Below are 26,252 nucleotides of genomic sequence, written 5' to 3' on the forward strand. Positions count from 1 at the left end.
AACGTCGCCCGAGACTTGGGCAAACACCATGCAATCGAATGATTGCTGCAATAGTCTGGCGAAAAAATACCCCCACGGGGGTATTAAATGACTAATGTTTGGTCTTTTGGGGGTTAGAAATGACAGAGATGCTCAGAGAGGGTGATGTGCTTCGCCTCCAGCGGGCATTTGCCCATTGCAAGGACGAATCGTTCTTTGAGCATTTTCGCAGGCTACTGCGCGCGCGACTGCGCTTTGATACCTTCCTGATCCTGCGGTTCAGCGACAGCGGCACGCCGCAGGCGCTGGACAGCTGGCTGGCGGATTGTTCGCTCAAAACCTCCTATCCGCGCCATTACCTCGACGGATCCTATCGGCTTGATCCGTTCTTCCAGATGCGCAAGCGGGCTTCGCCCGGTGCAATGTACCGGCTGTCCGAGATCGCGCCGGACCGGTTCTTTTCCGGGGAATATTACCTTCAGTACTACTGCAAGACCGAAATCTGCGACGAGGTTGGTCTGCTGGTCGATCTCAAGGGCGGTGCCACGGGCCATCTGTCGATGAGCAGGCAAGCCGGGCAGGGGCGTTTCAAACGCAAGGAGTTGCAATGCCTGCGCCATTTCAGCCCTGTCATGCTGGAGCTGCTGCGCCAGTACTGCGAGTATCGTCAGGACCAGTTGGGCGAAAGGGTCCAGCCGCCGGTCCACAGCCCGCTGGACACGATCATCCGCGATCACGTCACCGCTCTGTCCGGCACGGTCCTGACCCGGCGGGAGGCGCAACTGGCTGCGCTGATCCTGCAGGGGCATTCGAACCTGTCGGCGGCGCTTGACCTTGGTATCACGCGCGCAACGGTCAAGGTGCACCGGCGCAACATCTACCGAAAGCTCGACATTTCCTCGCAGGCGGAATTGTTCGCGGCGCTGAAAGACCTGTTCTGAACGGGTGGGGTGCGACGCCTCAGGTCACACCACCCGCCACCCTCAGGTCATCACGTCGGGTTTCGTCCTGCCGGTGCGTTTTTCCAGATCGCTGAGTTCCGCCACCGCCGCCGCGACCTGGGCCAGGGCTGCTTGCGTTTCGATTTCCAGATCGCCCCCGGAGGGTTCATAGCGTTCCAGATAGACCCGCAGCGTCGCCCCTTCGGTCCCGGTGCCGGACAGGCGCAGCACGCCGCGCGCGCCGCCTTCGAAATTGATCCGCAGGCCCTGGTTCTCGCTCACCGAACCGTCCACCGGATCGTGGTAGGAAAACTGGTCAGCCTCCGTGATCATCAGCCCGGCAGGGCGCTGGCCGGGCAGATCGGGCAGTGCCGCTTCGAGCGCACTCATCAGCCCGGCTGCGGCAGTGGCGTCGACGGCCTCGTAATCATGCCGCGAGTAATAGTTGCGGCCGTATTCCTTCCAGTGATCCTTGAGGATGTGATGCACCGACTGGCCGCGCACCGCGATGATGTTGAGCCAGAGCAGCACCGCCCAGAGCCCATCCTTTTCGCGCACATGGCTGCTGCCGGTGCCGGCGCTTTCCTCGCCGCAGAGCGTCACCTTGCCCGCGTCCAGCAGGTTGCCGAAGAACTTCCACCCCGTGGGGGTTTCGAAACAGGCGATGCCCATGGCCTCTGCCACGCGGTCACAGGCGCGGCTGGTGGGCATCGAGCGCGCAACGCCCGCAATCCCCTCCTTGTAGCCCGGCGCCAGATGGGCATTCGCCGCCAGCACGGCAAGGCTGTCAGAGGGGGTCACGTAAACGCCGCGGCCGAGGATCATGTTGCGGTCCCCGTCCCCATCCGAGGCGGCAGCGAAATCGGGGCCGTCTTCGGCCATCACCATGTCGACCAGCGGCTTTGCCCAGATCGGGTTCGGGTCCGGATGGCCCTTGCCGAAATCGACAGAGGGCACGCCGTTCAGCACGGTGCCTTCGGGCGCGCCCAGCTTTTCCTCAAGAATCGCCCTGGCATAGGGGCCGGTGACGGCATGCATCGCATCGAAGCGCATGGTGAACCCGGCCTGAAACAGCCCTTTGATGGCGTCGAAGTCAAAGAGTTTTTCCATCAACACGGCATAGGCGGCAACCGGGTCGACGATTTCGACCGTCATGCCGCCCAGTGTCGTCTCGCCCGGATCGCCCAGGTCGATGTCGTCGGTGTCCAGCGTCTTGTAGCTGCTGATGGACCTGGTTTCGTCATAGATCGCGGCGGTCACGCTCTCGGGGGCCGGACCGCCGTTGGAGACATTGTATTTCAGGCCGAAATCCGCGTCGATCCCGCCGGGATTGTGGCTGGCCGACAGGATCAGCCCGCCGGAGGCACCGCGCTTGCGGATCAGGTGCGATGCCGCCGGCGTGGAGAGCAGCCCATCCTTGCCGACAATGGCGCGTTTTGCCCCGTTGGCTGCAGCCATCCGCAGAATGGTCTGGATCGCCTCGGCGTTGAAGAACCTTCCGTCCCCCCCGATGACAAGGGTCTTGCCCTCGACCCCTTCGATGGCGTTGAAAACGGATTGGACAAAACATTCCACATAGCCCGGCTCCATGAAGACGCGGGTTTTCTTGCGCAGGCCCGAAGTGCCGGGTTTTTGCCCCTCGAAAGGGGTGCAGTCCTGGGTGAGTGTCGTCATGAAATTACCTTTTGTCTTAATCTAACTGTTCTTCGGTCTGGAATTGGCCTGGCCGCATCGGACAGCAAGTTGGCGGCCCGTGCAAGGGGCGGTTGAGCAGGCCGGCGTAACCACGCTGGTCAGGGAACACCCGGCGGCACGAAAGGGTTCCGGCCTGTGCCGCGATGCAGCACCACACCTGATCCGAATAGAGCGGACATCCATGGGCCTCAACGGAAAACCGGTGCTGCGCTGCCTGATTTGCCGAATTAATAAACTAGATTGATTTATTATTCTTGACATCCGGAGGCCAGGCTTTCATCCACTATGGGGCAAGGCCGCGCGCGGGCGCGGCGGTACTCCGGGGGGAAAGTTCATGATCCTGTGCGCGGGCGAGGCCCTGATTGACATGTTGCCAATCCCCGGCCCATCGGGCGACAGCGGGTTTGCGCCGCATGTGGGCGGGGCGATCTTCAACACGGCCATCGCGCTGGGGCGTCTTGGCGTGCCTGCGGGGATGCTGACGGGCATTTCGACCGATTCCTTCGGCAAGCTGCTGTCGGCGGCGCTGACGGCAAACGGGGTGGACACCGCCCATGTGGTCCATGCCGACCGCCCGACGACACTGGCCTTTGTCGAGCTGAACGGCGGGCAGGCCAGCTACATGTTCTATGATGAGAATTCTGCCGGGCGGATGCTGTCGCCGCAGGAACTGCCGCAGGTGGGCGATGATGTGACGGCGCTCTATTTTGGCGGAATCAGCCTGGCCTGCGAGCCCTGTGCCGATACCTATGCGGATCTGCTGGCGCAGGCGGGGGCGGGACGTGCGGTGATGATCGACCCGAACATCCGTCCCGGTTTTGTCCGCGATGCGAACCGCTTTCGCACCCGGCTGGGGGCGATGCTGCGGCAGGCGGACATCGTCAAGGTCTCTGACGAGGATCTGACCTGGCTTCACCCTGATCCGATGCCCGTGCCGGACAAGGTCAGAGCGCTGCTGGGTCACGGGCCGGCGCTGGTCATTGTGACGCGCGGCGGGGAAGGGGCGACGGCCTATTTGGCCGATGGCACCGAGGTGACCGTGCCCGCCTTGCGGGCCGAGGTGGTCGATACCGTGGGGGCCGGCGATACTTTCAACGCGGGCGTTCTGGCCAGCCTTACCGAGCAGGGGTTGCTCAGCAAAGATGCCCTGCGCGGGCTGACGACACAGGCGGTGACTGATGCGCTGACCTTTGGCGCGCGCGTGGCGGCGGTGACCGTCTCCCGCGCGGGCGCGAACCCGCCCTGGGCGCGGGAACTCTAAGGGCTACCCCAGCGCAGAGGCGTGCCTGCAAGGAAGGTATCAAACCCCGCCAGATCGCCCAGCGGCAGGATCGCCGCGACATATTGGTCGGGCCGCACCAGCACCATCGCGCCCCTGTCACGGTCGATGCCGCGCAGGTCGAAGATATCCCGGCCCGCCGCCGGATCGGCGGCAAAGATTTTCTCATAGTCGATCAGACCAAACCGCCCCTTGCGGGGCAAGAGCAGGGCAGGCATCCGGTCGATCTGCAGGCTGCGGTGGGGGTGCTGGAATACGGCCCTGACATCCAGAACCGCGTCCGGGTCACCGTCGGGCACCCGCAGCGCCAACCCCGCGCAGAGCTGGGCCATCGGCCCGCCGGGCGCACCGGTATCGTTCCGGCCCGAAAAGGCGATGAGCCGCCAGCGCCCATCGGCCTTGATCGTGTGGGCAAGCTGCATGGGCCTTGCATCGGCCACCCGGATCACCGGGGCGGAATGGAACCGCATCCCGATGGGCAGGCCGGTTGCCAGCGCTTGATGCGTCCCGTCCGCCGTCAGGACCGACGGGTCGTAGCGGGTCTCGACCCCTGCCGTATAGCGGCCATGTTGACGGAAATAGCGCTGGAACTGCGCGGCCTCGGCGGGGGAGGCCGGTTTGGCGCTGAACAACCGGGCCATGTCGCGATCAAAGTCGATCAGCTCCTTCGCCTTGGCGCGGCGTTCTTCTGAATAGGTATTCAACAGCGCGGCATCCGCCTGTCCACGCAAGACGGCGGCCAGCTTCCAACCCAGGTTGAAGGCATCGGCCATGGAGACATTCATGCCCTGTCCCGCCTTGGGACTATGGGTATGGCAGGCGTCACCCGCGATGAAGATGCGCGGGGCTTGCCCGCCTTCAGCTGCATCGTCGAAACTGTCGCAGACCCGTTGCCCGATCTCATAGGCCGACCACCAGGCGACCTGTTTCACGTCAAGCGCATAGGGGGCCATGATGGCCTGCGCCCTGGCGATCAGCGCCTCTGCGGTCAGGTTCTTGTCAGCGGCGCGCTCATCGCCATGCAGCACGTCCATTTCGATGTACATCCGCACCATGTAGCCGCCCTCGCGCGGGATGATCAGGATGCTGCCCTGACCCGCGGACTGGATGGCGCATTTCAGACGGATGTCGGGGAAATCGGTGACTGCCAGTATGTCCATCACCCCCCATAGCTGCCGGGTCGCTTCGCCCTTGAGGTGAAGGCCCATCCCGGCCCTGACCGTGCTGCGCGCGCCGTCGCATCCGACCACATAGCGGGCGCGCAGGGTTTCCTGCGTACCGGGGGCGTCAAGGCAGTCAAAGACGGCCCGGACCGGGTAATCGGCATCATCGGTCCGGGTCAGGGACACCAGTGACCGATTATAATCCGGTGCCAGTCGGGTCGGGCTGTTGCGCATGACATCGAGGTAGAAATCATGCACCCGTGCCTGATTGAGGATGGTATGGGGGAACTCCGACAGGCCTTCCTCCGTGTCCAGGATGCGGTCGGCGCGGGTGATCTCCTTGCGATCGGGACCGGGCCGCCAGAAGGCGACCTCATTCACCCAATAGGCTTCCCTTTGCACCTTCTCGGCAAATCCGAATGCCTCGAACATCTCCATCGAGCGGCAGGCGATGCCATCGGCCTGACCAACCTCCAGCGGGCCGGGTTTGCGTTCCAGGATGCGGGTGGTGATCTCTGGGAAGGCGGACAATTGTGTGGCCAGCGTCAGCCCGGCCGGGCCGCAGCCCACGATCAGCACGTCCAATGTATCGGCCGGTGCGGGCCTGGCGGTATGGTCAGCGACTGCCGGGTCACCGGGGCGGAAACCGTTCAGATGGAATTGCATGAAAGTCCTCCTTGCGGCCAGGGTGGTATGCGCCTGACAGGTCCCCCAGGGCTGCGCCTTATGCCTGCACGGCCTTCATGAAGCGGTCACGGATCACCACCGGGTCCATCGTGATCACCGGATGCCTGGCATTGCCGCTGTCGCATTTGACGACAATCACGGTCATCTTTCCCGACGCCAGCGCCGCCTGAAGCACCTTGCCGGTATCTTCGCCCTGACAGGTCACCACGTTTTCGCAGCCGCAGGCCTCGGCCACTTTCTCAAGCCTGGTCTTCTTGCCCGCATAGGTCGGCTGATCCCCGGTGGACCCATAGGAGCCATTGTCGATGATCATCAGGATGTAATTGTCTGCCACGTTATTGGCGATGGTGGGCAGGGTGCCGAGGTTGGTCAGGACGGAACCGTCGCCGTCGATGGCGATCACCGGCTTGGGTTGCGCTAGCGCCAGCCCCAGCCCGATGGACGAGGCCAGCCCCATGGTGCCCAGCATGTAGAAATTGGTGGGCTGGTCGTCGATGGCATGCAGCTCCTGGCTGGGGATGCCGATGTTGCAGACCACCAGATGGTCACGGATGATCGGTGCGATCTCTTTCAGGATTTCGGAACGGATCATTGGTCGCCATAGCCTCCCCAGAAATTGGCATCGGTCAGGATCGCCACGGGTTTGTTGCACATGAAGGTGTATTTCAGGATGTTGTCGAACTCCTCGACATCCTTCTGCCAGTGGAAGTGGTAGGTGGGGATGTTCAGCTGCGCCAGCAGTGCCTTGGTGTGCACCGCCATCTCCACCTGACAGGCCACGGGTTCGCGCAATTCGCCCCGGTAGGAGATGATCATCGGCAGCGGCATCCGGTAATACTGGATCAGCGTGGCGAGCGTGTTGATCGTCACCCCGATGGCGGTGTTCTGCATGATGATGGCAGGCCGCTTGCCGCCCATGAAGGCCCCGGCACAGAGGCCCATGCCCTCGTCCTCCTTGTTGGCGGGGATGTGGAAGATGTCGTCGCGCGCGTCGATCTCCTCGATCACGCCGGCCAGCTGCTTGCAGGGCACGGTGGTGACAAAGGAGATGTCGTTGGCAACAAGATCATCCGCGATCTTCCTGTCGATGTTCATCGGTTGTCTTGCCTTTCGGTGGGCGCGCCGGGACGCGCGATTAACGGGAAGAGGTCTGGCACGCACTGTAACATGCGGCGGCTGCGGCGATCAGCCATCCGCGGTCAGATCAAAGGTTTCGTCCGGGAAATACTTCGCCAGACGCACGTCTGCTGCGCGGGCGTGTCCCTCCATCCCCTCCAGCCGCGAAATGCGGGCGGTGGCCAGTGCCACGGGTTTGGAGCCTTCGCGCGTGGCGCGCTGCCATGTCACGATTTTCATGTACTTGTGGACCGAAAGCCCGCCGGTATAGCTGGCCGCACCGGAGGTCGGCAGCACGTGGTTGGTCCCGGTTGCCTTGTCGCCATAAGACACGGTGGTTTCCTCGCCCAGAAACAACGAGCCATAGCAGGTCAGATGCGCCAGCCACCAATCCAGATCATCCGCCTGGACGGTCAGGTGCTCGGGCGCATAACCATCGGAACAGGCGGCCATTTCCGCGCGGTCGGAACACAGGATCACCTCTGCATAATCGCGCCACGCGGCAAAGGCGTTTTCGCGGTTCACCTCGGGCAGGTCCTCGATCAGCCCCGGCACCAGATCCATGACCTTCTCCGCCAGCGCACGGTCATCGGTGACCAGCCAGACCGGAGAGTTGTAGCCATGTTCCGCCTGGCTCACGAGGTCGGTCGCCACCACCATCGGATCGGCCTGCGCATCGGCCAGAATGAGGCTGTCCGTGGGGCCGGCGATCATGTCGATGCCCACGCGACCAAACAGGATGCGCTTGGCCTCGGCGACGAACTGGTTGCCGGGACCGACAAGGATATTGGCAGGCGGAAGGCCGAACAGGCCAAAGGTCATCGCGGCCACGCCCTGCACACCGCCCATTGCCATGATCCGGTCCGCGCCGCTGATGTGGGCGGCATAGACGATGGCAGGGGCCACGCCGACACCCGGGCGCGGCGGCGAACAGGCGGTGATGTGACGGCAACCCGCGACCTTGGCGGTGGTCACCGTCATGATCGCACTGGCAATATGGCTGTAGCGCCCGCCGGGCACATAGCAGCCCGCCGCATCCACCGGAATCGCCTTTTGCCCCGCGATCAGGCCGGGCACGATCTCGATCTCCATGTCCGACATGGTGCTTTTCTGCTTTTCGGCAAAGCGTTTCACGTTGTCATGTGCAAACCGGATATCTGCTTTCAGTTTCTCCGGCACCAGCGCGCAGGCGGCTTCGATCTCCTCCGGGGTCATCAGAACATTGCCTTCGTAGCGGTCGAACCTGGCGGCGTATTCCATCGCCTTGGCATCGCCGCCCGTCTCTATATCGGCAAGGATCGTCTTGACCGTCTCATGCACTTCGGAGGCATCCGATTTTGCGGTCAGCGTGGCTCTCTTCAGGTATTCACGGGCCATGGGGATTCCTGTTTGCAGTTTTCAGAAAACGGCATGTCCGGAAGGGCTGCCCTCTGGCGATCTGTCAGAGAGCGTCCCGGCGGTGCCTGCCAGAAGTCGCAGTTAATCTGTGCATCTGGAGGATGTGCCGCGTCAATGCAGCCGCGGCGTTTTTGCGGATAATCTTATGAGTCCAGTTTTCAGATTAAGCAAATCGAAATCTGTCAATTGGCTATCCGAAATATCGGGGCGTCCCGCGGGGGCGCGGCAGGTTCAGACCCGCAGGTCGCTGTCCCCGGGGCCAAAGACGCTCTTGATGTCGTAGAAAACCTGCGCGGCTTTGCCATGGGCGCGCAGGGCGGCGGCTCCGGCCTCACTGAACTCCGCATGGGCAACGGCGAGGACAACCGCATCATAGGCACCCTCGGCGGGGGTTTGCACCATGTCGATGCCGAATTCGCGCTGGGCTTCTGCCGGATCGACCCAGGGGTCATGCACATCGACCTCCGCGCCATAGTCGCGCAATTCGCGGATCAGGTCGATCACGCGGGTATTGCGCAGGTCGGGGCAGTTTTCCTTGAAGGTCAGCCCCAGCACCAGCACCCGCGCACCACCGATGGCGATGTCACGCTTGATCATTGCCTTGACCAGCTGGCCCGCCATATAGGCGCCCATCCCGTCGTTCAGCCGCCGCCCCGCCAGGATGATCTGGGGATCATAGCCCAGTTGCTCGGCCTTGTGGGTCAGGTAGTAGGGATCGACCCCGATGCAATGTCCGCCCACCAGACCGGGCTTGAAGGGCAGGAAATTCCACTTGGTCCCGGCGGCGCGCAATACCGCGTCGGTGTCGATGCCCATCCGGCCAAAGATGATCGCCAGTTCATTCATCAGGGCGATGTTCAGGTCCCGCTGGGTGTTCTCGATCACCTTCGCGGCTTCGGCCACGCGGATGCTTTCGGCCTTGTAGGTGCCCGCGGTGATGATCTGGGCATAAAGCGCGTCAACGCGGTCCGCCGCCTCGGGCGTCGAACCGGCGGTGACCTTGCGGATGTCGGGCAGGCGGTGCAACTTGTCGCCGGGATTGATCCGCTCGGGGCTGTAGCCGCAAAAGAAATCGACGTTGAACCGCAGGCCGGAGCCACGTTCGAGGATCGGCACGCAGTCTTCTTCGGTCGCACCGGGATAGACCGTGCTTTCGAATATCACGAGGTCGCCGGGTTTCAGCACCCGGCTGACGGTCTCTGCGGCACCGCGCAGGGGACCCAGATCGGGGCGCTTGTGGGCGTCGATGGGGGTGGGCACGGTGACGATGTAGATGGTGCAATCGGCAATTTCTGCCGGATCGGTTGCAAAGCCGAGGTGCCGGGCCTCTGCCAGCTCCTCCGCCGAGGTCTCGCGCGTGCGGTCACGGCCCGCGCGCAGGTCCGCGATCCTCTCGGCGCTGATGTCAAAGCCGACCACGGGGCGCTGCCTGCCAAAGGCCACGGCAAGCGGCAGGCCGACATAGCCCAGTCCGATGATCGCGATCTTTTCCGCCCCGGCACCCATCCTGGCCACCTTACCTGCCGTAATAGTCGCGGAACCATGCCACGAACTGCGCGATGCCGTCACGCACATCTGTCCGGGGCTGGTAACCGGTGAGGTTGCGCAGCAGCTCCGCATTGGCCCAGGTCGCGGGCACGTCGCCGGTCTGCATCGGCATGTAGTTGCGCTTGGCCTCGATGCCCAGTTCGGCCTCGATCGCGTCGATGAAATCCAGCAGGCGCACCTTTTGCGAATTACCGATGTTCACCACCCGGAAAGGCGCCACCGGCGACAGGCTGTCCCATTCGGGAATGTCGTCCTTGCTGGCGGGACGCTGGGGCACCGCCTCCATCAGCAGCATGATGCCGCGCACCAGGTCGTCGACAAAGGTAAAGTCGCGGAACATGTCGCCGTGGTTGTAGATGTCGATGGGCCGGCCATCCAGAATGGCATCCACGAATTTGAACAGCGCAAGGTCAGGTCGCCCCCAGGTGCCGTAAACCGTGAAAAAGCGGAACATCGTCGTCGGCAGGTCATGCAGATGGGCATAGGCATGGCCCATGTTCTCATTCGCCTTCTTGGTGGCGGCATAGATGGTCAGCTGGGTTTCGGTCCGGTCCATCTCGGCAAAGGGCATTTCTTCGTTGGCGCCATAGACCGAAGAGGTCGAGGCCATCAGCAGATGTTTGACCTTCAGCTTGCGCGCCGCTTCCATCACGTTGAACGTGCCGATCACATTGCTGTCGAGATAGGCGCGCGGGTTTTCCAGCGAATAACGCACGCCGGCCTGTCCGGCGAGATGCACGATGATCTCTGGCTGGAACGCCTCCGCCACGGACCACAGCAGTTCCTCGTCTTCCAGCTTGCCCACCGTGGCCGAGAAACGGGGGTTCTCCAGCAGCATCTCGTGGCGCTTTTCCTTCAGCGTGACGTCGTAGTAATCGGTCAGCGCGTCATAGCCCTGCACCTCGAACCCTTCGGCCAGCAGGCGTCGGGCAAGGTGAAAGCCGATGAAGCCGGCGGTGCCGGTGACAAGTACGCGTGTCATCGGCCTGTTCCCGCATGTCCCGCGTCGGGGCGGGCCGGGGTGTGAATCTGGAAATGGATCAAGGCGACACCTGACACATGATTGGGTTTGTTTTGTGCCACGGTGGCTGGGCCCGCGTTTCGGCGACCCTCAGGGAAATAGGCAATTGCGGGCCACTTACAACCTGCCGGGGCGGGAATACAAGCGCAAGGGTGGTATGCATGCGCCCATTGGCACGGGTGAAGATGCCGCTGTGCCGACAGTCGGGCGATGCCGATGCCGCACTATCCCAAACGCTCTGCCAGCCCTTCCAGCATGTCGATGCAGGCCGCGAGTTCGCTGATCGCGACGTATTCGTCGGGTTTGTGGGCCTGTTCGATGGACCCCGGCCCGCAGACAACGGCGGCCATGCCAAGCTGCTGGAAAATGCCTGCCTCCGTCCCGAAAGACACCACATCGGTCCCGTTCGCGCCGGTCAGCGCCATCACCAGGTCACGGGCGGCGTTCTCGGCCATGACCTCAAGCCCGATGGTTTCGCCGATGACTTCGGTGACGATATCGGCGTCTGGCCAGACCGCGCGCATCCGCGGCAGCAGGACCCTGGAGGCATAGTCCTGCATTGTCTTGTTGATGTGGTGGAAATCGGCGGATTGGACCGGGCGCATGTCCCATTCCACCGATGCAAACCCCGGTATCACGTTATGCGCCACGCCCCCGTGCAGCGAGCCGACGTTGATGGTGCTGTGCGGCGGGTCAAAGGCGCTGCCCGCAGGCGCGCGGGCTTTCAATTCGTCGTTCAGCTCCATCAGCCGGGTGATGTAGCGCACGGCGTATTCCACCGCGTTCACGCCAAGATGCGGCAGGGAGCCGTGGCCCTCGCGCCCGGTGAAATGCGTGGAATATTCGCAGCAGCCCTTGTGGCCTTCGATCACCCGCATTTCGGTGGGTTCCCCGATGATGGCAAGCGACGGGCGGTCGCCACGCGTTGCCAGTTGGTCGGCCAGCGCCTTGGCACCCAGGCAGCCGGTTTCCTCGTCATAGGTGAATGCAAAGTGAACGGGGCGGCGGGTGGCTTTCGCCGCAAACAGGGGGGCAAGGGCGACAGTGGCGGCGATAAAGCCCTTCATGTCGCAGGTGCCGCGCCCGTACAGGCGGCCGTCCCGTTCGGTCATGGCAAAGGGATTGCTCGCCCAGATCTGATCGGTGATCGGCACCACATCCGTATGTCCGGCCAGCAGGATGCCCCCCGGCACTTCCGGCCCCATGGTGGCATATAGGTTGGCCTTGGCCCCGCTGTCGTCGTGATACACATCCACCCGCGCGCCTGCGTCTTCCAGACGCGCGGCCAGATCGTCGATGATCGCAAGGTTGCTGTCCGAGGAAACGGTGGGATAGCCGATGAGATCGGACAGGATTGCCGTGGTGGAGTCTAGAGGTCGCATGGTCAGTCCTTGATGAAGAGCTTGCGTTCGATGCCGCAGAAGGGCTGCGCCGGGCCGTCCTCGGTGATCAGGATGCTTTCCGTGATCTCCAGCCCCCAGTCGTCCATCCAGAGGCCGGGCATGAAATGGAAGGTCATGCCGGGTTTCAGCACGCTTTCGTCCTCGGGGCGCAGCGACATGGTGCGTTCGCCCCAGTCGGGCGGATAGCTGAGGCCGATGGAATAGCCACAGCGCGCGCCGCGTTCGATACCGGCCTTGTCCATCGCGGCGCCAAGGGCGTTGGCGACATCCTGGGTCCGGTTGCCTGCGCGCGCCTTGTCCAGCCCGGCCTCCAGCCCCTCGATCAGCGCTTCTTCGCCGCGTTTGATGTGGTCGGGCGGGGTGCCGAGCATGACAGAGCGCGACAGCGGCACATGATAGCGGCGGTAGCAGCCGGCGAGTTCAAAGAAGGTCACCTCGCCCGTCTTCATCACATCGCCGTTCCAGGTCAGATGCGGGGCGGCGGCGTCGGTGCCGGAGGGCATCAGCGGCACAATCGCGGGGTAATCGCCCCAGGTTTCGCCAACGCCTGTGATGCCCGATGCCATGATCTCTGCCGCGAGTTCATTCTTGCGCAGGCCGGGTGCGGCGCGGTCGATGGCCAGCTGGATGATCTTTTCGGTGATCGTCGCGGCCCTGCGCATGAAAGTCAGCTCTTCCTCCGACTTGACGGCGCGTTGCCAGTTCACCAGGGCCGTGGCATCAACGATTGTCGCGTCGGGCAGGGAGGTGACAAGTATCGTATGGGCCTTGGCGGAGAAGTAGTAATTGTCCATCTCGACGCCGATCCGCCCCCGTGCCAGCCCGCGCGCCGCAAGCTTGGCGGAGAGGTCCTGCATCGGGTGACGCTCTGTCGATTGCACAAAATCATCGGTGTAGAATTCCACATCCGTGACGGCCCGGTTCACCGTGCGCAGGGCGCCGTTGCTGTCCTGCCTTCGGCCCCACCAGAAGGGCGTGCCGTCAATGGGCAGGATCACGGCCTGATGGACGTAGAAGGACCAGCCGTCATAGCCCGTCAGCCAGGCCTGGTTCGATGGATCGGTGGCAATCAGCACGTCGATCCCTGCGCGCGCCATGGCGGCACGGGTCAGGTTCAGGCGGCGCTCATATTCCTGTGGTGAAAACGGCGTTGGATCGGTCAGGGTCAAGGGGGCCTCCTGCAGTTGTCAGCGGAGGCTACGCGTTGACAGGGCGGCACACAATACATTAGCCAGTTTGTATATGGCCCGCGATGGCGTCGCAGTTTCCGGCCATTTTCCCCATCCTGTACGCCCGGATATTTTCTTTGACCTGGCCGCGCCCTGCGCGTCCGATCCAATTGAGGATACTTCGATGCCTGATCTTTCCAACCGCCCGCAGACCTTCACCAGCCACAACGGCGACAAGGCACCGCTGCCTTTTTCGGCGGCCGAATATGACCGGCGGCTGTCCGGGCTGCGCAAGATCATGGCGGCGCGGGACATTCCCGCGGTGCTGCTGACGTCGATGCACAACATCGCCTATTACTCTGGGTTTCTCTATTGCAGCTTCGGGCGGCCTTACGGGTGCGTGGTGACGCAGGATACCTGCACCACCGTCAGCGCCAATATCGACGCGGGACAGCCCTGGCGTCGGTCGCATGGCGATAATGTCATCTACACCGACTGGGCGCGGAACAATTACTGGCGCGCGGTGGCGGGGTTGATCGGTGGCGCGCGGCGATTGGGGATAGAGGCCGATCACCTGACCCTCGCCGCGCGCGACACGCTGGCCGAGATGCTGGGCGCGCCCGAACTGGTGGATATCGCGGGCGATACCATGGCCGCGCGGATGATAAAGTCCGAGGAGGAAATCGCCCTGATCCGCGAAGGCGCGCGCATTGCCGACCATGGCGGAGAGGCGATCCGCGCCGCGATCAGGGCTGGCACGCGGGAGATCGACGTGGCCATGGCCGGGCGCAACGCGATGGAGCTTGAGATTGCCCGCGCCCATCCCGACAGCGAATTGCGCGACAGCTGGGTGTGGTTCCAGTCGGGGCTGAACACCGACGGGGCGCATAACCCGGTCACGACGCGCAAACTGGAGCGGGGCGATATCCTCAGCCTCAATACCTTTCCGATGATCTCGGGCTATTACACCGCTTTGGAACGCACCTTGTTTATGGGCGAACCGGACAAGGCCAGCCGCAGGATGTGGGAGGCGAATGTGGCGGCGCATGAACTGGGCCTGTCGCTGATCCGCCCCGGTGCGACCTGTTCGGGGATCTGTGACGAGATCAACCGCTTCTTCGCGGATCAGGGTCTGTTGCAATACCGATCCTTCGGCTACGGCCATTCCTTCGGCATCCTGTCGCATTACTATGGCCGGGAGGCGGGGTTGGAACTGCGTGAGGATATTGATACCGTTCTGGAGCCGGGCATGGTGGTGTCGATGGAGCCGATGATCTGGGTGCCGCAGGGCATTGCCGGGGCAGGTGGCTACCGCGAACACGACATCCTTGTGGTTGGCGGCAACGGGGTCGAGAATATCACCAAATTCGCCTATGGCCCGGAAGCGAACATCATCGACGCATAGAAGGACGCGCAACATGCTGACGAACGACGTATTGGACAAATGGGACCGCGAGAATTTCTTTCACCCGTCCACACATCTGGCGCAGCATGCGCGCGGCGAAAGCCCGGCGCGGATCATCAAGGGGGCCGAGGGCAGTCACATCATCGACCGTGACGGCAACCGGCTCCTCGACGGGTTCGCCGGGCTCTATTGCGTGAACGCGGGCTATGGCCAGCGCGCGATCACCGATGCCATCGCCGCTCAGGCACATGAGCTGAGCTATTACCATTCCTACGCCGGCCACGGGACCGAAGCCTCGATCACGCTGGCCCGGATGGTGATGGAACGCGCGCCTGCGCATATGTCGAAGGTCTATTTCGGGCTTGGCGGATCAGACGCGAACGAGACCAACATCAAGCTGCTCTGGTACTACAACAACATCCTGGGCCGGCCGCAGAAGAAAAAGATCATCAGCCGCTGGCGCGGTTACCACGGATCGGGCCTGATGACCGGCTCGCTGACCGGGCTGGGGCTGTTCCACGCCAAGTTCGATCTGCCGATGGCGGGGGTCCTGCATACGGTCGCGCCGGACTTCTTCCGCCGCGAGAACCTCGACCAGACCGAGGCGGAGTTCGTGGCCCATTGCGTGGCCGACCTGGAGGCGATCATCGACCGGGAGGGGGCCGATACCATCGCGGCTTTCATCGGGGAGCCGGTTCTGGGCACCGGGGGCATCGTGCCGCCGCCGGAGGGCTATTGGGATGCCATCCAGGCGGTGCTGCAAAAGCACGACATCGCGCTGATTGCCGATGAGGTCGTGACGGGCTTTGGCCGTCTGGGCACCATGTTCGGCTCCGATCATTACGGGCTGAAACCCGATTTCATCACCATCGCGAAGGGCCTCACCTCGGCCTATGCGCCGCTGTCGGGTTCCATCGTGTCCGACCGGGTCTGGAAGGTGCTAGAGCAGGGCACGGATGAAAACGGCCCGCTCGGCCACGGCTGGACCTATTCCGCGCATCCCATCGGGGCGGCGGCCGGGGTCGCGAACCTGCAGGTGATCGAGGATCAGAAACTGGTAGAGAATGCCGCCACCGTGGGGCCCTATCTGCACCGCAAGATGCAGGAGGCGCTTGGCGACCACCCGCATGTGGGCGACGTCCGGGGTGCCGGGATGCTCTGTGCCGTGGAACTGGTCGAGAATCGGGGCGACCGGGCGTTCTATGATCCGGCCAGGAAAATCGGCCCACAGGTGGCGGCAGCGCTGCTGTCAAAAGGTGTCATCGGGCGGGCGATGCCGCAAAGCGACATCATCGGTTTCGCGCCGCCCTTCTGTCTGACCGAAGCGGAAGCGGACGAGATTGTCGCAAAAACAACCCAAGCGGTCGTTGAGGTCATAGGCGTCGCATAAAGAATAATCGCACTTTCCCCAGAGCGTATCTTGTCACACCTGCCCGGTTGCAAAGGCCTGAGGCATGTGGTTGTCTAAAAGCCAACCTGCCGAAACGGCGGAAACACTCGCTGAATTGGCGGGAACAAACATAACACCTGGGGAGGTGCGATTTGTCTGAGAAAGCCACTGGCGGCGATTTCGTCGTGTTCGATCACGTACAGAAAAGTTACGATGGCGAAACGCTTGTGGTCAAAGACCTGAACTTGTCGATAGGCAAGGGCGAATTCCTGACAATGCTCGGGCCATCGGGCTCCGGCAAGACCACATGCCTGATGATGCTGGCCGGGTTCGAGACGGCGACCCATGGCGACATCCTGCTGGATGGCAAGCCGATCAACAACATCTCGCCGCACAAGCGCGGCATCGGCATGGTGTTCCAGAACTACGCGCTGTTCCCGCATATGACAATTGCAGAGAACCTCAGCTTCCCGCTGGAAGTGCGCAAGATGGGCAAGTCCGAGCGCGAAGAAAAAGTCGCGCGCGCCCTTGGCATGGTGCAGATGGAACGCTTCGGCGGCCGTCGCCCCGCGCAGCTTTCCGGTGGTCAGCAGCAGCGCGTGGCGCTGGCCCGGGCGCTGGTTTTCGAACCCGATCTGGTGCTGATGGACGAACCATTGGGCGCGCTCGACAAGCAGCTTCGCGAGCATATGCAGTTCGAGATCAAGCACATCGCCGACAACCTCGGGATTACCGTGGTCTATGTGACCCACGACCAGACCGAGGCGCTGACCATGTCGGACCGCGTTGCGGTCTTTGAAGACGGGCGCATTCAGCAGCTTGCCCCGCCGGACGAGCTTTATGAGAAACCCTGCAACAGTTTCGTGGCGCAGTTCATCGGCGAGAACAACACGTTGCAGGGCGAGGTCAAGGAGATCAAGAACGGGCTGGCGGTCGTCAAGCTGGACGATGGCAGCCTGATCGACGCGATGCCCGTCAACGTGAACAAGGCAGGCGAGCGCACGCAGCTGTCGATCCGGCCCGAAAGGGTCGAGTTCAACATGGAGCGTCTCAACCCCGGCGCGCACACGTTGCAGGCCGAGGTGCTCGAATTCATCTACATGGGGGACATCTTCCGCACCCGGCTCAGGGTCGCGGGGAACGATTCCTTCATCGTCAAGACACGCAATGCGCCCGACCAGGTGCGCTTGGAGCCGGGCCAGACCGTCGAGATCGGCTGGCAGGCAGAAGATTGCCGCGCGCTGGACGCATAGGCGCGCGTGTCATGTCGCGGGCGCAAGCCCGCGATGAACACGAAGCCCGTAACTAAACCCGTTGTTATTGGCCTTACTTGAAAAAACGGGAAGAAAATTGGGAGAATACCAAATGAAATTCACCAAAATCCTACTAACTTCGACCGCGCTCAGCGCAGTCGCAGGCGTTGCCCTGGCACAGGAAATGTCCAACGACATGACCATCGTGTCCTGGGGCGGGGCTTATCAGAACAGCCAGTTGAAGGCCTATGTTGAGCCCTATCAGGCGCTGCACCCCGAAGTGAATGTCGTATGGGATGAAAGCTCCAATGAAGCCGTGGCCAAGCTGCGCGCGATGAACGAAGCGGGCAACATCACCTGGGATCTCGTTGACGTGGTGGCGTCTGACGCCATTCGCCTCTGCGACGAAGGTCTGGCGATGGAATACGAACCCAATGAGCTGCTGGCCGAAGGCGCCGATGGCACATCCGCAGAAGATGACTTCGGCGACCTGATCGTCTCCGACTGCTACATCCCGCAGATCGTCTATTCGACCACATTCGGCTACCGCACAGACATGGTGCCCGAAGGTGCTGCGGCACCCAGCGAAATCTGCTCGGTGTTTGACCTGGAAACCTATCCCGGCAAGCGTGCGCTGGAAAAGCGTCCGATCAACAACATGGAATGGGCGCTGCTGTGTGACGGCGTTGCCAAGGACGAAGTCTATGACGTGCTGGCGACACCGGAAGGTCAGGAGAAGGCGCTGGCCAAGCTCGACACCATCAAGGACAACGTGATCTGGTGGTCGGCCGGTGCGGATACGCCCCAGCTTCTGGCAGACGGCGAAGTCTTCATGGGCTCCACCTACAACGGTCGCCTGTTCTCTGTCATCGAAGAGCAGAACCAGCCCGTCGGCATGATGTGGGACGCTCAGGTCTTTGACCTGGATGGCTGGATCATCCCCGAAGGCCTGGACGAAGCGCGCCTGAACCGTGTGAAGGACTTCATCAAGTTCGCCACCGACACCCAGCGTCTGGCTGATCAGGCCAAGTACATCTCCTATGGTCCGGCACGCCTGTCGTCCGCACCGCTGGTGCCCGAGGACATGAAGCAGCACATGCCGACCGATCCGGCAAACGCTGGCAACACCTTCCTCTACAACTACGAGTTCTGGGCTGACTATCGCGACGACATCGACGCGAAATTCCAGGCGTGGCTCGCGCAATAAACTGAACCCGGGCGGGCCGCTGATGGCCCGCCCTTCGCAGGCCGGATCCCTGGTCCGGCCTGCCCGAATTCCCCGCGAAGGACAGCCCGATGAGCGATGTGACCGAGACGATCCCCCAGGATTCTCCCGAACAGGGGGGCAAAAAATCTGACGGAAAGATTCGCGCCGCGGACGGCACGTCGCTGAAACGCAGCCTGAACCGCGCCCTGCGGCGTCAGAAGCTGCGCGCCTTGATCCTGATCGCCCCGCTGCTCATCTTTGTCCTGGTCACCTTCATCGCCCCGATCGCGGACATGCTGTTCCGCTCGGTCGAGAACCAGATCGTCGCACAGACCCTGCCGCGCACGACCGAAGCACTGGCCGATTGGGAAGCCGGGTCCGGGCAGGCCCCCGGCGCGCCGGTCTACAAGGCGCTCTACGAAGACATATTCATCGCGCAGGAGCGCAAGCTGCATACCCGTCTCGGTTCGCGGCTCAATTACGAACTGACCGGCGCATCCTCGCTGTTCCGCAAATCCGGACGCGGCGTGGGTGACATGGGCGAGGTCTATCAGGACCAGTTCGAGGATTTTGACGATTTCTGGAAGAAGGGCGAGAACTGGAACGCCTTCCTCGGCTCCGACGAATGGCTGGCCGAGATTCAGGCATGGGACAAGGCCTCGGGCGATGACCAGCCTGCCTTTGAAATGCGCGACGGCATGGAAGAGCTGTTCCCCCAGACCGCTGCCAAATACGAGATTTTTGCCGACTTCGTGCAATATGAGGATGGCGACAACCTGTACAAGGAAGACCCCTGGGCGCTGATCTATTCCTCATTCTATGATGACCTGACCGGCCCCACCGCGCCGCAGATCGCGGCATATGGCGGCCCCGCCGCCGCGCAGATCAAGGCGGCTGCGGCTGCCGCCGCAGGTTTCGAAACCGTGGATTACGCCGCCGCCTTTGCGGAGATCGACAAGGATTGGGCCGAGACCCCGATCTGGGAGACAATCCAGACCTATTCGGGCCCGTTCACCAACGGCTACTTCCTGAATGCGGTCGATATGCAAAAGAGCCCGGACGGCGCCGAACTGCGCCCCGAAAACCAGCGTATCTATGGCACGCTGTTCCTGCGGACGCTGTTCATGTCGCTGATGATCACTGGCAGTTGCATCCTGCTGGGCTATCCGGTGGCCTGGCTGCTGGCGAACCTGCCCGCGCGCACCGCGAACCTGCTGATGATCCTGGTCCTGCTGCCCTTCTGGACCTCGCTGCTGGTGCGGACCTCGGCCTGGAAGGTGATGTTGCAGCAACAGGGTGTGATCAACGACACGCTGGTCTGGCTCGGGATCGTGTCCGATGCGAACCGTCTGGCGCTGATCAACAACCAGACCGGTACGATCATCGCGATGACGCATATCCTGCTGCCCTTCATGATCCTGCCGCTCTATTCGGTGATGGCGACGATTCCGCCCGCCTTTCTGCGCGCCGCCAAAAGCCTTGGCGCAACCAACTGGACGGCCTTCTGGCGGGTCTATTTCCCGCAGTCGGTGCCGGGCATCGGAGCGGGCTCGATCCTCGTCTTCATCCTGTCCATCGGGTATTACATCACACCCGAAATCGTGGGCGGTACAACAGGCACGTTTATCTCGAACCGGATCGCCTATCACATTTCCAGCTCGCTCAACTGGGGCCTCGCTGCCGCACTTGGGGCGATCCTGCTGGCAGTCGTGCTGGCGCTCTATTGGGCCTACGACAAGATCGTCGGCATCGATAACGTGAAACTGGGGGGCTAGGACCATGACTGCACTCACGCCGATCAGCCGCACGCCGGTGTCCTTCTATGCCTCTGTCGTGGCTGCTGCGGGGGCCCTGGCCGGGCTCTTTGTGGGCACCGCACAGGGCAGTGGGTTGCTGGGCATCATCATCGGCGCAATCGCCATGGGCGCGCTGTCTTTCGTGTTGACGCAGGTCATCAAGGCCGAGAAACCCGGGATCTGGGGCAGTGTCGTGCTGCTGGCGGTCATCGGTTTCCTGCTGGGCGGTATCCCGGCGCTGGTCATTGGTGCGCTGTTTGGCTGGTTCTTTGCCTGGTTCAGTTTCTGGCTCTACGAAGGCCGCTACCGGCGCAAATTGCCGCCCTATCTGACACCGGGTCAGGTGCTGTGGCACTTTGCCTTCCGGGTGATCTGCGGGGCGATCCTGGTGTTCCTGATCACGCCGATCCTCGTCGTCATGCCGCTGAGCTTCAATGCCGAGAACTTTTTCACCTTCACGCCCGAGATGCTGCGCTTTGATCCGGCGGGCTACTCGCTGAAGCACTACCGCGCCTTCTTCAACAGTTCCGACTGGCAGAACGCGCTGCGCAACTCGGTCATGATCGCACCGGCCGCGACGCTGCTTTCGGTCGGCTTCGGCACGCTGGCGGCCATCGGGCTGAGCCAGCCGCATGTGCCGTTCCGGCGGGCCATCATGGCGATCCTGATCTCTCCGATGATTGTGCCGCTGATCATTTCGGCGGCGGGCATGTACTTCTTCTACAGCCGCATCGGGCTGCAGGGCACCTACATCGGTGTGGTACTGGCCCATGCGGCGCTTGGTATTCCCTTCGTGATCATCACCGTGACGGCGACCCTGGTGGGCTTTGACCGTTCGCTGACGCGGGCCGCCGCCAACATGGGGGCCTCGCCGATCCGGACCTTCTTCAAGGTGCAGATGCCGCTGATCCTGCCTGGCGTGATCTCCGGCGGGCTGTTTGCATTTATCACATCGTTCGATGAGGTGGTGGTGGTGCTCTTTGTCGGCTCAGCGGGTCAAAAGACGCTGCCCTGGCAGATGTTCATCGGGCTGCGTGAACAGATCAGCCCGACCATTCTGGCGGTCGCGACACTGCTGGTTGTGATCTCTGTCATGCTGCTGACGACGCTGGAATTGCTGCGCCGCCGGTCCGAGCGGCTGCGGGGCATGTCTCCGAGCTGACCGGCGCCGGTCGCGGGGGAGGGCAAAGCAGGCCCGCCGCCGCTGATTGAGACGCCTGAGACTGTCGAGGCACAGGTGTGTTGCGGTCTGGTCGCGAGTCGATGCGGGCGTGTTCAAGACCTATGAGGGAATCGTCATTTCCAATGGTCGCGTCTGACAGGCCTTGATGATGTGACCGCCCCGACGACATCTATGTGCCGAGGTGTAGCGCGCAAAGAATGTTGGCAGAAAAACGAAGTTTAATTGTCAGCACTATTGTGACGACGGGCTCAATACAGAGGTCAAGGTGCGCAAGCTTCACGTCCCGTGGCAAAGCAAAATTTCAGGACTTACTATTCCTACTTTCAGCCACCCTCAGGTCCTTTCTCAGCTTCGGCCATCTTGAGCGCCTCGCGTAGTTTCTTTTGGAGCCAGTCGTAGACGTGTTCAGAAATTTCGAGCGCCTGCTTTGACCTGTCGGTCTTCGGGTTCGGAACAGGATAGACTCTGCCCTGTGTCTTAACAGCCGTCAAAATGACGAAGTGCTCATATTGGACTACTTTGTGGTTTGGTATGGTCCCTCCAATGTACTGCCCATCCTTAATTACTATGTTTCCGCTTGGAAGTGGGCGAAATCTTCCGCCTTTGTTCCCATAGACGTTGCCTTCCATAACGTGATTGCCATTACCTCGAAATGACACGCCTCCTATGGAAACTCTCCTAGGTTGTGCATCGCGCTTACCCTCAAAAACGTGGTTCGCGTTATGTCTTGCTTGGAATGCAAATTGGAGCAAAGGATCGCTTTTCTGTTCTGCCAATAGCTTATCGGACCACCACTTAGAACTGCCGTCGATAGTCGCTCGCCGCAGAGCGGAAACCGCTTTGACATAGTGGTCAAGAATGCCGGACCAAGCACGCCACAGCTTCTTTGTTTCTTGGGCGGAAACCAACTCTTTTAAAAGATCCCCGACATATTCAACTTCTTGTTCCGCATTGCGGAGTATCTGTTCGTAACCTTGCCTCATCTATGACCTCATTAATTTATTGATCCAACTGCTGAGGGCGTATGCTGAGAAAATTCTTTTTGGTTGCATATTAGAGCGCCGTCGAGATCCGCCCCTTCTGTCGTGGACATCCTTCCATCATAAATGGCGATTTCAAAGGGCCAATATGGTTCAAAGGTGGCTAAACCGACTATCCGTTGGTCGGCGGGGTCAGCTGTGAGAGCTTTGGCCCCGTGTCGTTGGGTGGTGAGACACCCAGCGGCCTCCCGGTCAGGGGAGGCCGCGTCTTCTTGAGCGTCAGCTGGCGATGGTCATGCCGGGGTGTTTTTCGAGGCAGTAGGTCCGCAGCGCCTCATGGATCGACCCATCAGCTTCAGTATCCACACCAGGGAAGACCCAGACCTCTTCTACGTAGCCATCGGACGGGGTCGAGAAACTGGCCCCGGCATCCGTGCGCAGGGAGCCGACGCGGAACCGTTGCCCCCCAAGCACTGCGGCGCAGTTGGGCGTGCCGGACAAGGTCTGCTTGGTCCCGTTGATGTAAATGCTCGCCGCCGCAAGCCCTGTGAACTCGACCACCAGCATCATAATGGCATCGGGGATCACGTCATCCACTGTCTGCGACAGTGCAGCAGGCGAGCGGCGGCTGTAGGCCGATACCGCCTCGGTGCCGCCTGTGAACCCGATTGCCATCTGGTCTGTGCCAGACGCCAGGTCATCTGCCGACATGATGAAACCGCCGGATGCAGGCGGTTGCCACATCAAGAAAGCGACCGTCATCTGCGCCGACTGATCGACAGCGACGGGCGGCAGCAGGGCGTTGGCCGAGGACAGCATCGTTCCCATCGCAACAGCCGATGCCACGGGATCATCCTGGCCAAGCGTGACCATGCCGTCAGCGCCGACCCCGCGCCGCATACGGTGCGCGTTCGTCGTGTCGTCGGGATGGCGCAGCAGGTACTGCGGTTCGCCGTCGAGGCCAGGCAGCCAGCCCACCACGTCCTGGACAAAGCCGTCACCGCCCAAGCGCGCCGCGCGGGCCGAGAACCAGCTCTTGTTCTTTGTGCGCCATGCTGGCTGATAGAGCAGATCGAGCAGGCCGCGCTCTGCCGGGGTGTTCAGGGCCGGTGCGCCCGCCGGGGCGGTCACAAGAGGGTTCTTTACGGTCTGTTGAATGATGCGCTTAACGGTCATTGAATTGGTCCTTTAGGCTGGTACGGCGACGCCGGGGTTGGTGGTGTATCGCAGGACGGTGTCGGTCACCGCGGCGGCGGCGACTTCCTCGTCCACAAGGCAGGTAATCAGTTCGTTCCAGGTGGTGCTGCCGGGGGTGCCGACCGGGACTTCGTCGCCACTCATGCCGATGTAGGTTCGTGACCGGCCCCGGTCGTAGGCGACCAGGAACTTGCCGGTGTAACGGCCCAGCCGGTCGCGCAGGAACACCAAGGACGGATAGGAGCTGAGAGGCCGGTCGCGCTCTTCCAACAGCACCGGAGGCAGCCAATGGCTGTCTTGGCCGGCGCTGCCCTTGTAGCTGACCATGACGGACATCCGCAGGCGTGCGCCATTGTTGTTGAAGGCCCAGACCAGCCGCCCGGACGGGCTGCGGCACAGGACGGTTTTCGACCGGGTGCTTTCCAGCACTCTCTCGATGTAGGCATCCACTTCGTCGGTCCAGGACAGCCCGCCATCATATGACCGGCGCTCCATCGCACCGGTGTCGGTCCGAAACACCATCATCAATTCGTCGCCGCCAACCGGCACCGCAGTCGGCTCGGGGAAATCTTCTTCCTCGCTGTCGATCATCGCCTGAACTTCGCTGATCACCTGCGAATACGCCCGCACGTCAGTGACCACGCCCTGCACCCGCGTCTCGTGGATACGCAGGCGGCAGTAACGCGGTATCTTGTCTACGTCGCGCGGGAGCGAGTCTTCCGGAAATCCCGACATGAAAAAACGATGTTCGGTGCCGTACTGGTGAGGCTGAAAGGCAAAGCCGTAACCGAAGAAAGTTTGGGTCCCAAACACGAACGTGCTGTCCACCACCAGATCGAGGTCTGCCGCCTCGCCCGTGTCCGGGTTCTGGATCACCCAGGCGCGGTTGACCTGCAGATCGCCGGTGGTCTTGATCGCCATGGCGAACACCAAATAGCCTTGATGCGTGTAGAAAAACTGCCCGTCCTGCACCAAAGCGTCATCGTTGGTGGCATAGTGAATGATGGCCGCTGGCAACCAGGTGACATCATCGGTCTCGCCATCCGTCGCAGGTGGAGCAACGCCGCCGTCCGCGAAATCCTCGGTGTATTCCAGCAGCATGAACATATCATGGCCAGCTTCCTCCGGGTCCGTTCCCAGAGGTCCGTTGTTGCCGTAATAGGCGCGCCAGACCCGCCCGCTGCGGTGACACTGCGTAATCACCGGCACCATCCGGTTCACCATGGGCAGGTAGGTGGCCATTGTCGCCGCGTCGGTGATCACGGTCAGCTCCGGGCTGTTCGCCGGGTCTTCCAATGGCGCACCGTTGGTGTCGAGGTCCGCCCGCCAGGCTGTTGCCTCATCCGCCAGCCCGATGGCCCCGTAGGCCTGCATCGTGTCGGATAGCGCCGGGACAGCTTCGTCCTGGGGCTGCGCGTCGAGGCCGAGCGCCGCCGTCGCGCTGAGCACCTTTCCCGTGGGGTCGACCTCAACCACGTCTTTGTCAATCAGGGCCGCATCAAAGGTCAGGGTCCAGCGGGTGGCGGGATCAAACAAGGGCGCGCTGCCGGAAAGAATGTTGCCATGCGCATCTGTGCGGACCTCATCGTATACCGCCACGCTGGGATCAAAAGTAAGCGTCCAGCGACCGGTGCCGCCTTTTGCGTCCTCAAGATCAGCTCCGACCCGCGCGACCTGCGAGGTTGGGCCCAGCCGGATCAGTTGGCCGTCTTCGGTTACCTCTACCTCCTCGCCATCTTCCACATCGGCCTCATCGCCGAAATAGAGCGCCTGGCGAGGGACGGCCACGGCACCGTCCTTGACCGCATCCAGCGCCGTTTGTTGCGGTCCGCTTACCGGTTTGAGGTCATCCGGCGTGTTGTCGGCCAGGCCAAGTTCGACGTCGTCTTTGGTCAAGACCACATCCCCGGTCTTTTCGTTCACCCTCAGCACCTGGGGCGTGTAGTCCTCCTTGAACCAGTTCCCTGCGAAGGTGGTTGTGCTGGCGTCATCAGCGATAGCCACGATGCGGTCTCCGATCCCGAACTCGACCCCATCGACGGTCCCGGCGACCGAGACGATCCAGAGGTTGCCTCTCTGGGCCGAACCGGCGCCGGGGAAGCTGCCGACCGTGGCATCCCAAACGTCCTGCAGCACGATGGCGGCATCCAGCGCGTTGACCTTGGACGTCAGTTCGTCGACCTCACTCTGCGGTGCCTTGGTGGCCAATGCCGCTGTGGTGGCTGCGTCATCCGCCTTGGCTGCCAGCGCCGCCGTGGTGGCTGCGTCGTCAGCCTTGGTGGCCAGCGCGGTGGCGGTTGCGGCGGCGTCAGCTTTGCCCGAGAGGCCCGTGTCGCTGACCCGCAACCAGCGTGTCCAGGCGGCAACCCAGCGGTAGACACCGGCGTTGGGCACACTCGCCCCGTCATAGCCGGTCGCGGTCGCCTGAAGGTGGGTGCCCGC

General features: G+C 62.3%; 20 protein-coding genes. 8 read left to right on the forward strand and 12 right to left on the reverse strand.

The annotated features are described in order from the left end of the window. The first annotated feature begins 119 nt into the window (after positions 1-119). Positions 120-920, forward strand: a complete 801-nt coding sequence (locus tag O4H53_RS17205) for a helix-turn-helix domain-containing protein (RefSeq protein ID WP_269365740.1) — start codon at positions 120-122, stop codon at positions 918-920. A gap of 42 nt (positions 921-962) precedes the next feature. Here the strand turns inward: O4H53_RS17205 and O4H53_RS17210 are convergent, their stop codons facing one another. After that, on the reverse strand, positions 963-2,594 hold the full coding sequence (locus O4H53_RS17210) for an alpha-D-glucose phosphate-specific phosphoglucomutase (protein WP_269365742.1): 1,632 nt from the start codon (positions 2,592-2,594) through the stop codon (positions 963-965). Positions 2,595-2,949: 355 nt separating this feature from the next. On the opposite strand from O4H53_RS17210, the gene O4H53_RS17215 reads away from it, so the two are divergent. Beyond that, a complete protein-coding gene (locus O4H53_RS17215) occupies positions 2,950-3,876 on the forward strand; it encodes a carbohydrate kinase family protein (RefSeq protein WP_269365744.1) in 927 nt (308 codons plus the stop codon). On the opposite strand, the gene O4H53_RS17220 is transcribed toward O4H53_RS17215, so the two are convergent. The 8 genes from O4H53_RS17220 to O4H53_RS17255 all read right to left on the reverse strand — a co-directional run bounded on the left by O4H53_RS17220 (position 3,873) and on the right by O4H53_RS17255 (position 13,393). Continuing rightward, on the reverse strand, positions 3,873-5,723 hold the full coding sequence (locus O4H53_RS17220; RefSeq protein ID WP_269365746.1) for an FAD-dependent monooxygenase: 1,851 nt from the start codon (positions 5,721-5,723) through the stop codon (positions 3,873-3,875). The two genes, O4H53_RS17215 and O4H53_RS17220, sit on opposite strands and share 4 nt — an antisense overlap. Before the next feature lie 58 nt (positions 5,724-5,781). Then, positions 5,782-6,336, reverse strand: coding sequence for a sulfopyruvate decarboxylase subunit beta (comE, locus tag O4H53_RS17225; RefSeq protein ID WP_269365747.1), 555 nt, complete (start codon positions 6,334-6,336; stop codon positions 5,782-5,784). Continuing rightward, complete coding sequence (comD, locus tag O4H53_RS17230) at positions 6,333-6,839, reverse strand: sulfopyruvate decarboxylase subunit alpha (protein ID WP_269365749.1); 507 nt, start codon at positions 6,837-6,839, stop codon at positions 6,333-6,335. Before comD ends, comE begins: the two co-directional genes overlap by 4 nt. A 90-nt stretch (positions 6,840-6,929) precedes the next feature. Then, positions 6,930-8,237 carry a histidinol dehydrogenase gene (hisD, locus tag O4H53_RS17235; protein WP_269365751.1) on the reverse strand — a complete coding sequence of 436 codons (1,308 nt, stop codon included), beginning with the start codon at positions 8,235-8,237 and terminating at the stop codon, positions 6,930-6,932. Between the two features lie 252 nt (positions 8,238-8,489). Continuing rightward, complete coding sequence (tviB, locus tag O4H53_RS17240; RefSeq protein ID WP_269365752.1) at positions 8,490-9,764, reverse strand: Vi polysaccharide biosynthesis UDP-N-acetylglucosamine C-6 dehydrogenase TviB; 1,275 nt, start codon at positions 9,762-9,764, stop codon at positions 8,490-8,492. A gap of 10 nt (positions 9,765-9,774) precedes the next feature. Further along, on the reverse strand, positions 9,775-10,788 hold the full coding sequence (locus O4H53_RS17245; RefSeq protein ID WP_269365754.1) for an NAD-dependent epimerase/dehydratase family protein: 1,014 nt from the start codon (positions 10,786-10,788) through the stop codon (positions 9,775-9,777). Between the two features lie 263 nt (positions 10,789-11,051). Then, positions 11,052-12,209: an acetylornithine deacetylase gene (gene argE / locus O4H53_RS17250; protein ID WP_269365756.1), complete on the reverse strand. Its 1,158-nt coding sequence runs from the start codon at positions 12,207-12,209 to the stop codon at positions 11,052-11,054. 2 nt (positions 12,210-12,211) lie between these two features. Continuing rightward, positions 12,212-13,393, reverse strand: a complete 1,182-nt coding sequence (locus O4H53_RS17255) for a M24 family metallopeptidase (protein WP_269365781.1) — start codon at positions 13,391-13,393, stop codon at positions 12,212-12,214. Positions 13,394-13,583: 190 nt separating this feature from the next. On the opposite strand from O4H53_RS17255, the gene O4H53_RS17260 reads away from it, so the two are divergent. The 6 genes from O4H53_RS17260 to O4H53_RS17285 all read left to right on the forward strand — a co-directional run bounded on the left by O4H53_RS17260 (position 13,584) and on the right by O4H53_RS17285 (position 21,612). After that, complete coding sequence (locus tag O4H53_RS17260; RefSeq protein WP_269365758.1) at positions 13,584-14,804, forward strand: aminopeptidase P family protein; 1,221 nt, start codon at positions 13,584-13,586, stop codon at positions 14,802-14,804. 13 nt (positions 14,805-14,817) lie between these two features. Next, on the forward strand, positions 14,818-16,194 hold the full coding sequence (locus O4H53_RS17265; protein WP_269365760.1) for an aspartate aminotransferase family protein: 1,377 nt from the start codon (positions 14,818-14,820) through the stop codon (positions 16,192-16,194). Positions 16,195-16,346: 152 nt separating this feature from the next. Continuing rightward, positions 16,347-17,447 carry an ABC transporter ATP-binding protein gene (locus O4H53_RS17270; protein ID WP_269365762.1) on the forward strand — a complete coding sequence of 367 codons (1,101 nt, stop codon included), beginning with the start codon at positions 16,347-16,349 and terminating at the stop codon, positions 17,445-17,447. Positions 17,448-17,559: 112 nt separating this feature from the next. Further along, positions 17,560-18,654 (forward strand): extracellular solute-binding protein, encoded by a 1,095-nt coding sequence (locus O4H53_RS17275; protein ID WP_269365764.1) that lies wholly within the window; start codon positions 17,560-17,562, stop codon positions 18,652-18,654. 89 nt (positions 18,655-18,743) lie between these two features. Continuing rightward, on the forward strand, positions 18,744-20,429 hold the full coding sequence (locus O4H53_RS17280; protein WP_269365766.1) for an ABC transporter permease: 1,686 nt from the start codon (positions 18,744-18,746) through the stop codon (positions 20,427-20,429). Between the two features lie 4 nt (positions 20,430-20,433). Beyond that, on the forward strand, positions 20,434-21,612 hold the full coding sequence (locus O4H53_RS17285; RefSeq protein ID WP_269365767.1) for an ABC transporter permease: 1,179 nt from the start codon (positions 20,434-20,436) through the stop codon (positions 21,610-21,612). Positions 21,613-21,956: 344 nt separating this feature from the next. On the opposite strand, the gene O4H53_RS17290 is transcribed toward O4H53_RS17285, so the two are convergent. From O4H53_RS17290 to O4H53_RS17300, 3 genes are all read right to left on the reverse strand, one after another. After that, a complete protein-coding gene (locus tag O4H53_RS17290; protein WP_269365769.1) occupies positions 21,957-22,616 on the reverse strand; it encodes a hypothetical protein in 660 nt (219 codons plus the stop codon). Positions 22,617-22,892: 276 nt separating this feature from the next. Further along, positions 22,893-23,789: a hypothetical protein gene (locus O4H53_RS17295; protein WP_269365771.1), complete on the reverse strand. Its 897-nt coding sequence runs from the start codon at positions 23,787-23,789 to the stop codon at positions 22,893-22,895. Between the two features lie 12 nt (positions 23,790-23,801). After that, on the reverse strand, positions 23,802-26,252 hold a 2,451-nt coding region (locus O4H53_RS17300), incomplete at its 5' end, for a sialidase family protein (protein ID WP_269365773.1).

Origin of the sequence: Sulfitobacter sp. G21635-S1 (genome assembly GCF_027213915.1) — a bacterium.
In the GTDB taxonomy this organism is placed as follows: domain Bacteria; phylum Pseudomonadota; class Alphaproteobacteria; order Rhodobacterales; family Rhodobacteraceae; genus Sulfitobacter.

Coding starts and splice junctions, on each gene's coding strand:
- O4H53_RS17205 (WP_269365740.1), top strand. CDS start 120: ATGACAGAGATGCTCAGAGAGGGTGATGTGCTTCGCCTCCAGCGGGCA.
- O4H53_RS17220 (WP_269365746.1), bottom strand. CDS start 5,723: ATGCAATTCCATCTGAACGGTTTCCGCCCCGGTGACCCGGCAGTCGCT.
- O4H53_RS17280 (WP_269365766.1), top strand. CDS start 18,744: ATGAGCGATGTGACCGAGACGATCCCCCAGGATTCTCCCGAACAGGGG.
- tviB (WP_269365752.1), bottom strand. CDS start 9,764: ATGGGTGCCGGGGCGGAAAAGATCGCGATCATCGGACTGGGCTATGTC.
- argE (WP_269365756.1), bottom strand. CDS start 12,209: ATGCGACCTCTAGACTCCACCACGGCAATCCTGTCCGATCTCATCGGC.
- O4H53_RS17260 (WP_269365758.1), top strand. CDS start 13,584: ATGCCTGATCTTTCCAACCGCCCGCAGACCTTCACCAGCCACAACGGC.
- O4H53_RS17210 (WP_269365742.1), bottom strand. CDS start 2,594: ATGACGACACTCACCCAGGACTGCACCCCTTTCGAGGGGCAAAAACCC.
- O4H53_RS17275 (WP_269365764.1), top strand. CDS start 17,560: ATGAAATTCACCAAAATCCTACTAACTTCGACCGCGCTCAGCGCAGTC.
- O4H53_RS17285 (WP_269365767.1), top strand. CDS start 20,434: ATGACTGCACTCACGCCGATCAGCCGCACGCCGGTGTCCTTCTATGCC.
- comD (WP_269365749.1), bottom strand. CDS start 6,839: ATGAACATCGACAGGAAGATCGCGGATGATCTTGTTGCCAACGACATC.
- O4H53_RS17295 (WP_269365771.1), bottom strand. CDS start 23,789: ATGACCGTTAAGCGCATCATTCAACAGACCGTAAAGAACCCTCTTGTG.
- O4H53_RS17215 (WP_269365744.1), top strand. CDS start 2,950: ATGATCCTGTGCGCGGGCGAGGCCCTGATTGACATGTTGCCAATCCCC.
- comE (WP_269365747.1), bottom strand. CDS start 6,336: ATGATCCGTTCCGAAATCCTGAAAGAGATCGCACCGATCATCCGTGAC.
- O4H53_RS17265 (WP_269365760.1), top strand. CDS start 14,818: ATGCTGACGAACGACGTATTGGACAAATGGGACCGCGAGAATTTCTTT.
- O4H53_RS17290 (WP_269365769.1), bottom strand. CDS start 22,616: ATGAGGCAAGGTTACGAACAGATACTCCGCAATGCGGAACAAGAAGTT.
- hisD (WP_269365751.1), bottom strand. CDS start 8,237: ATGGCCCGTGAATACCTGAAGAGAGCCACGCTGACCGCAAAATCGGAT.
- O4H53_RS17245 (WP_269365754.1), bottom strand. CDS start 10,788: ATGACACGCGTACTTGTCACCGGCACCGCCGGCTTCATCGGCTTTCAC.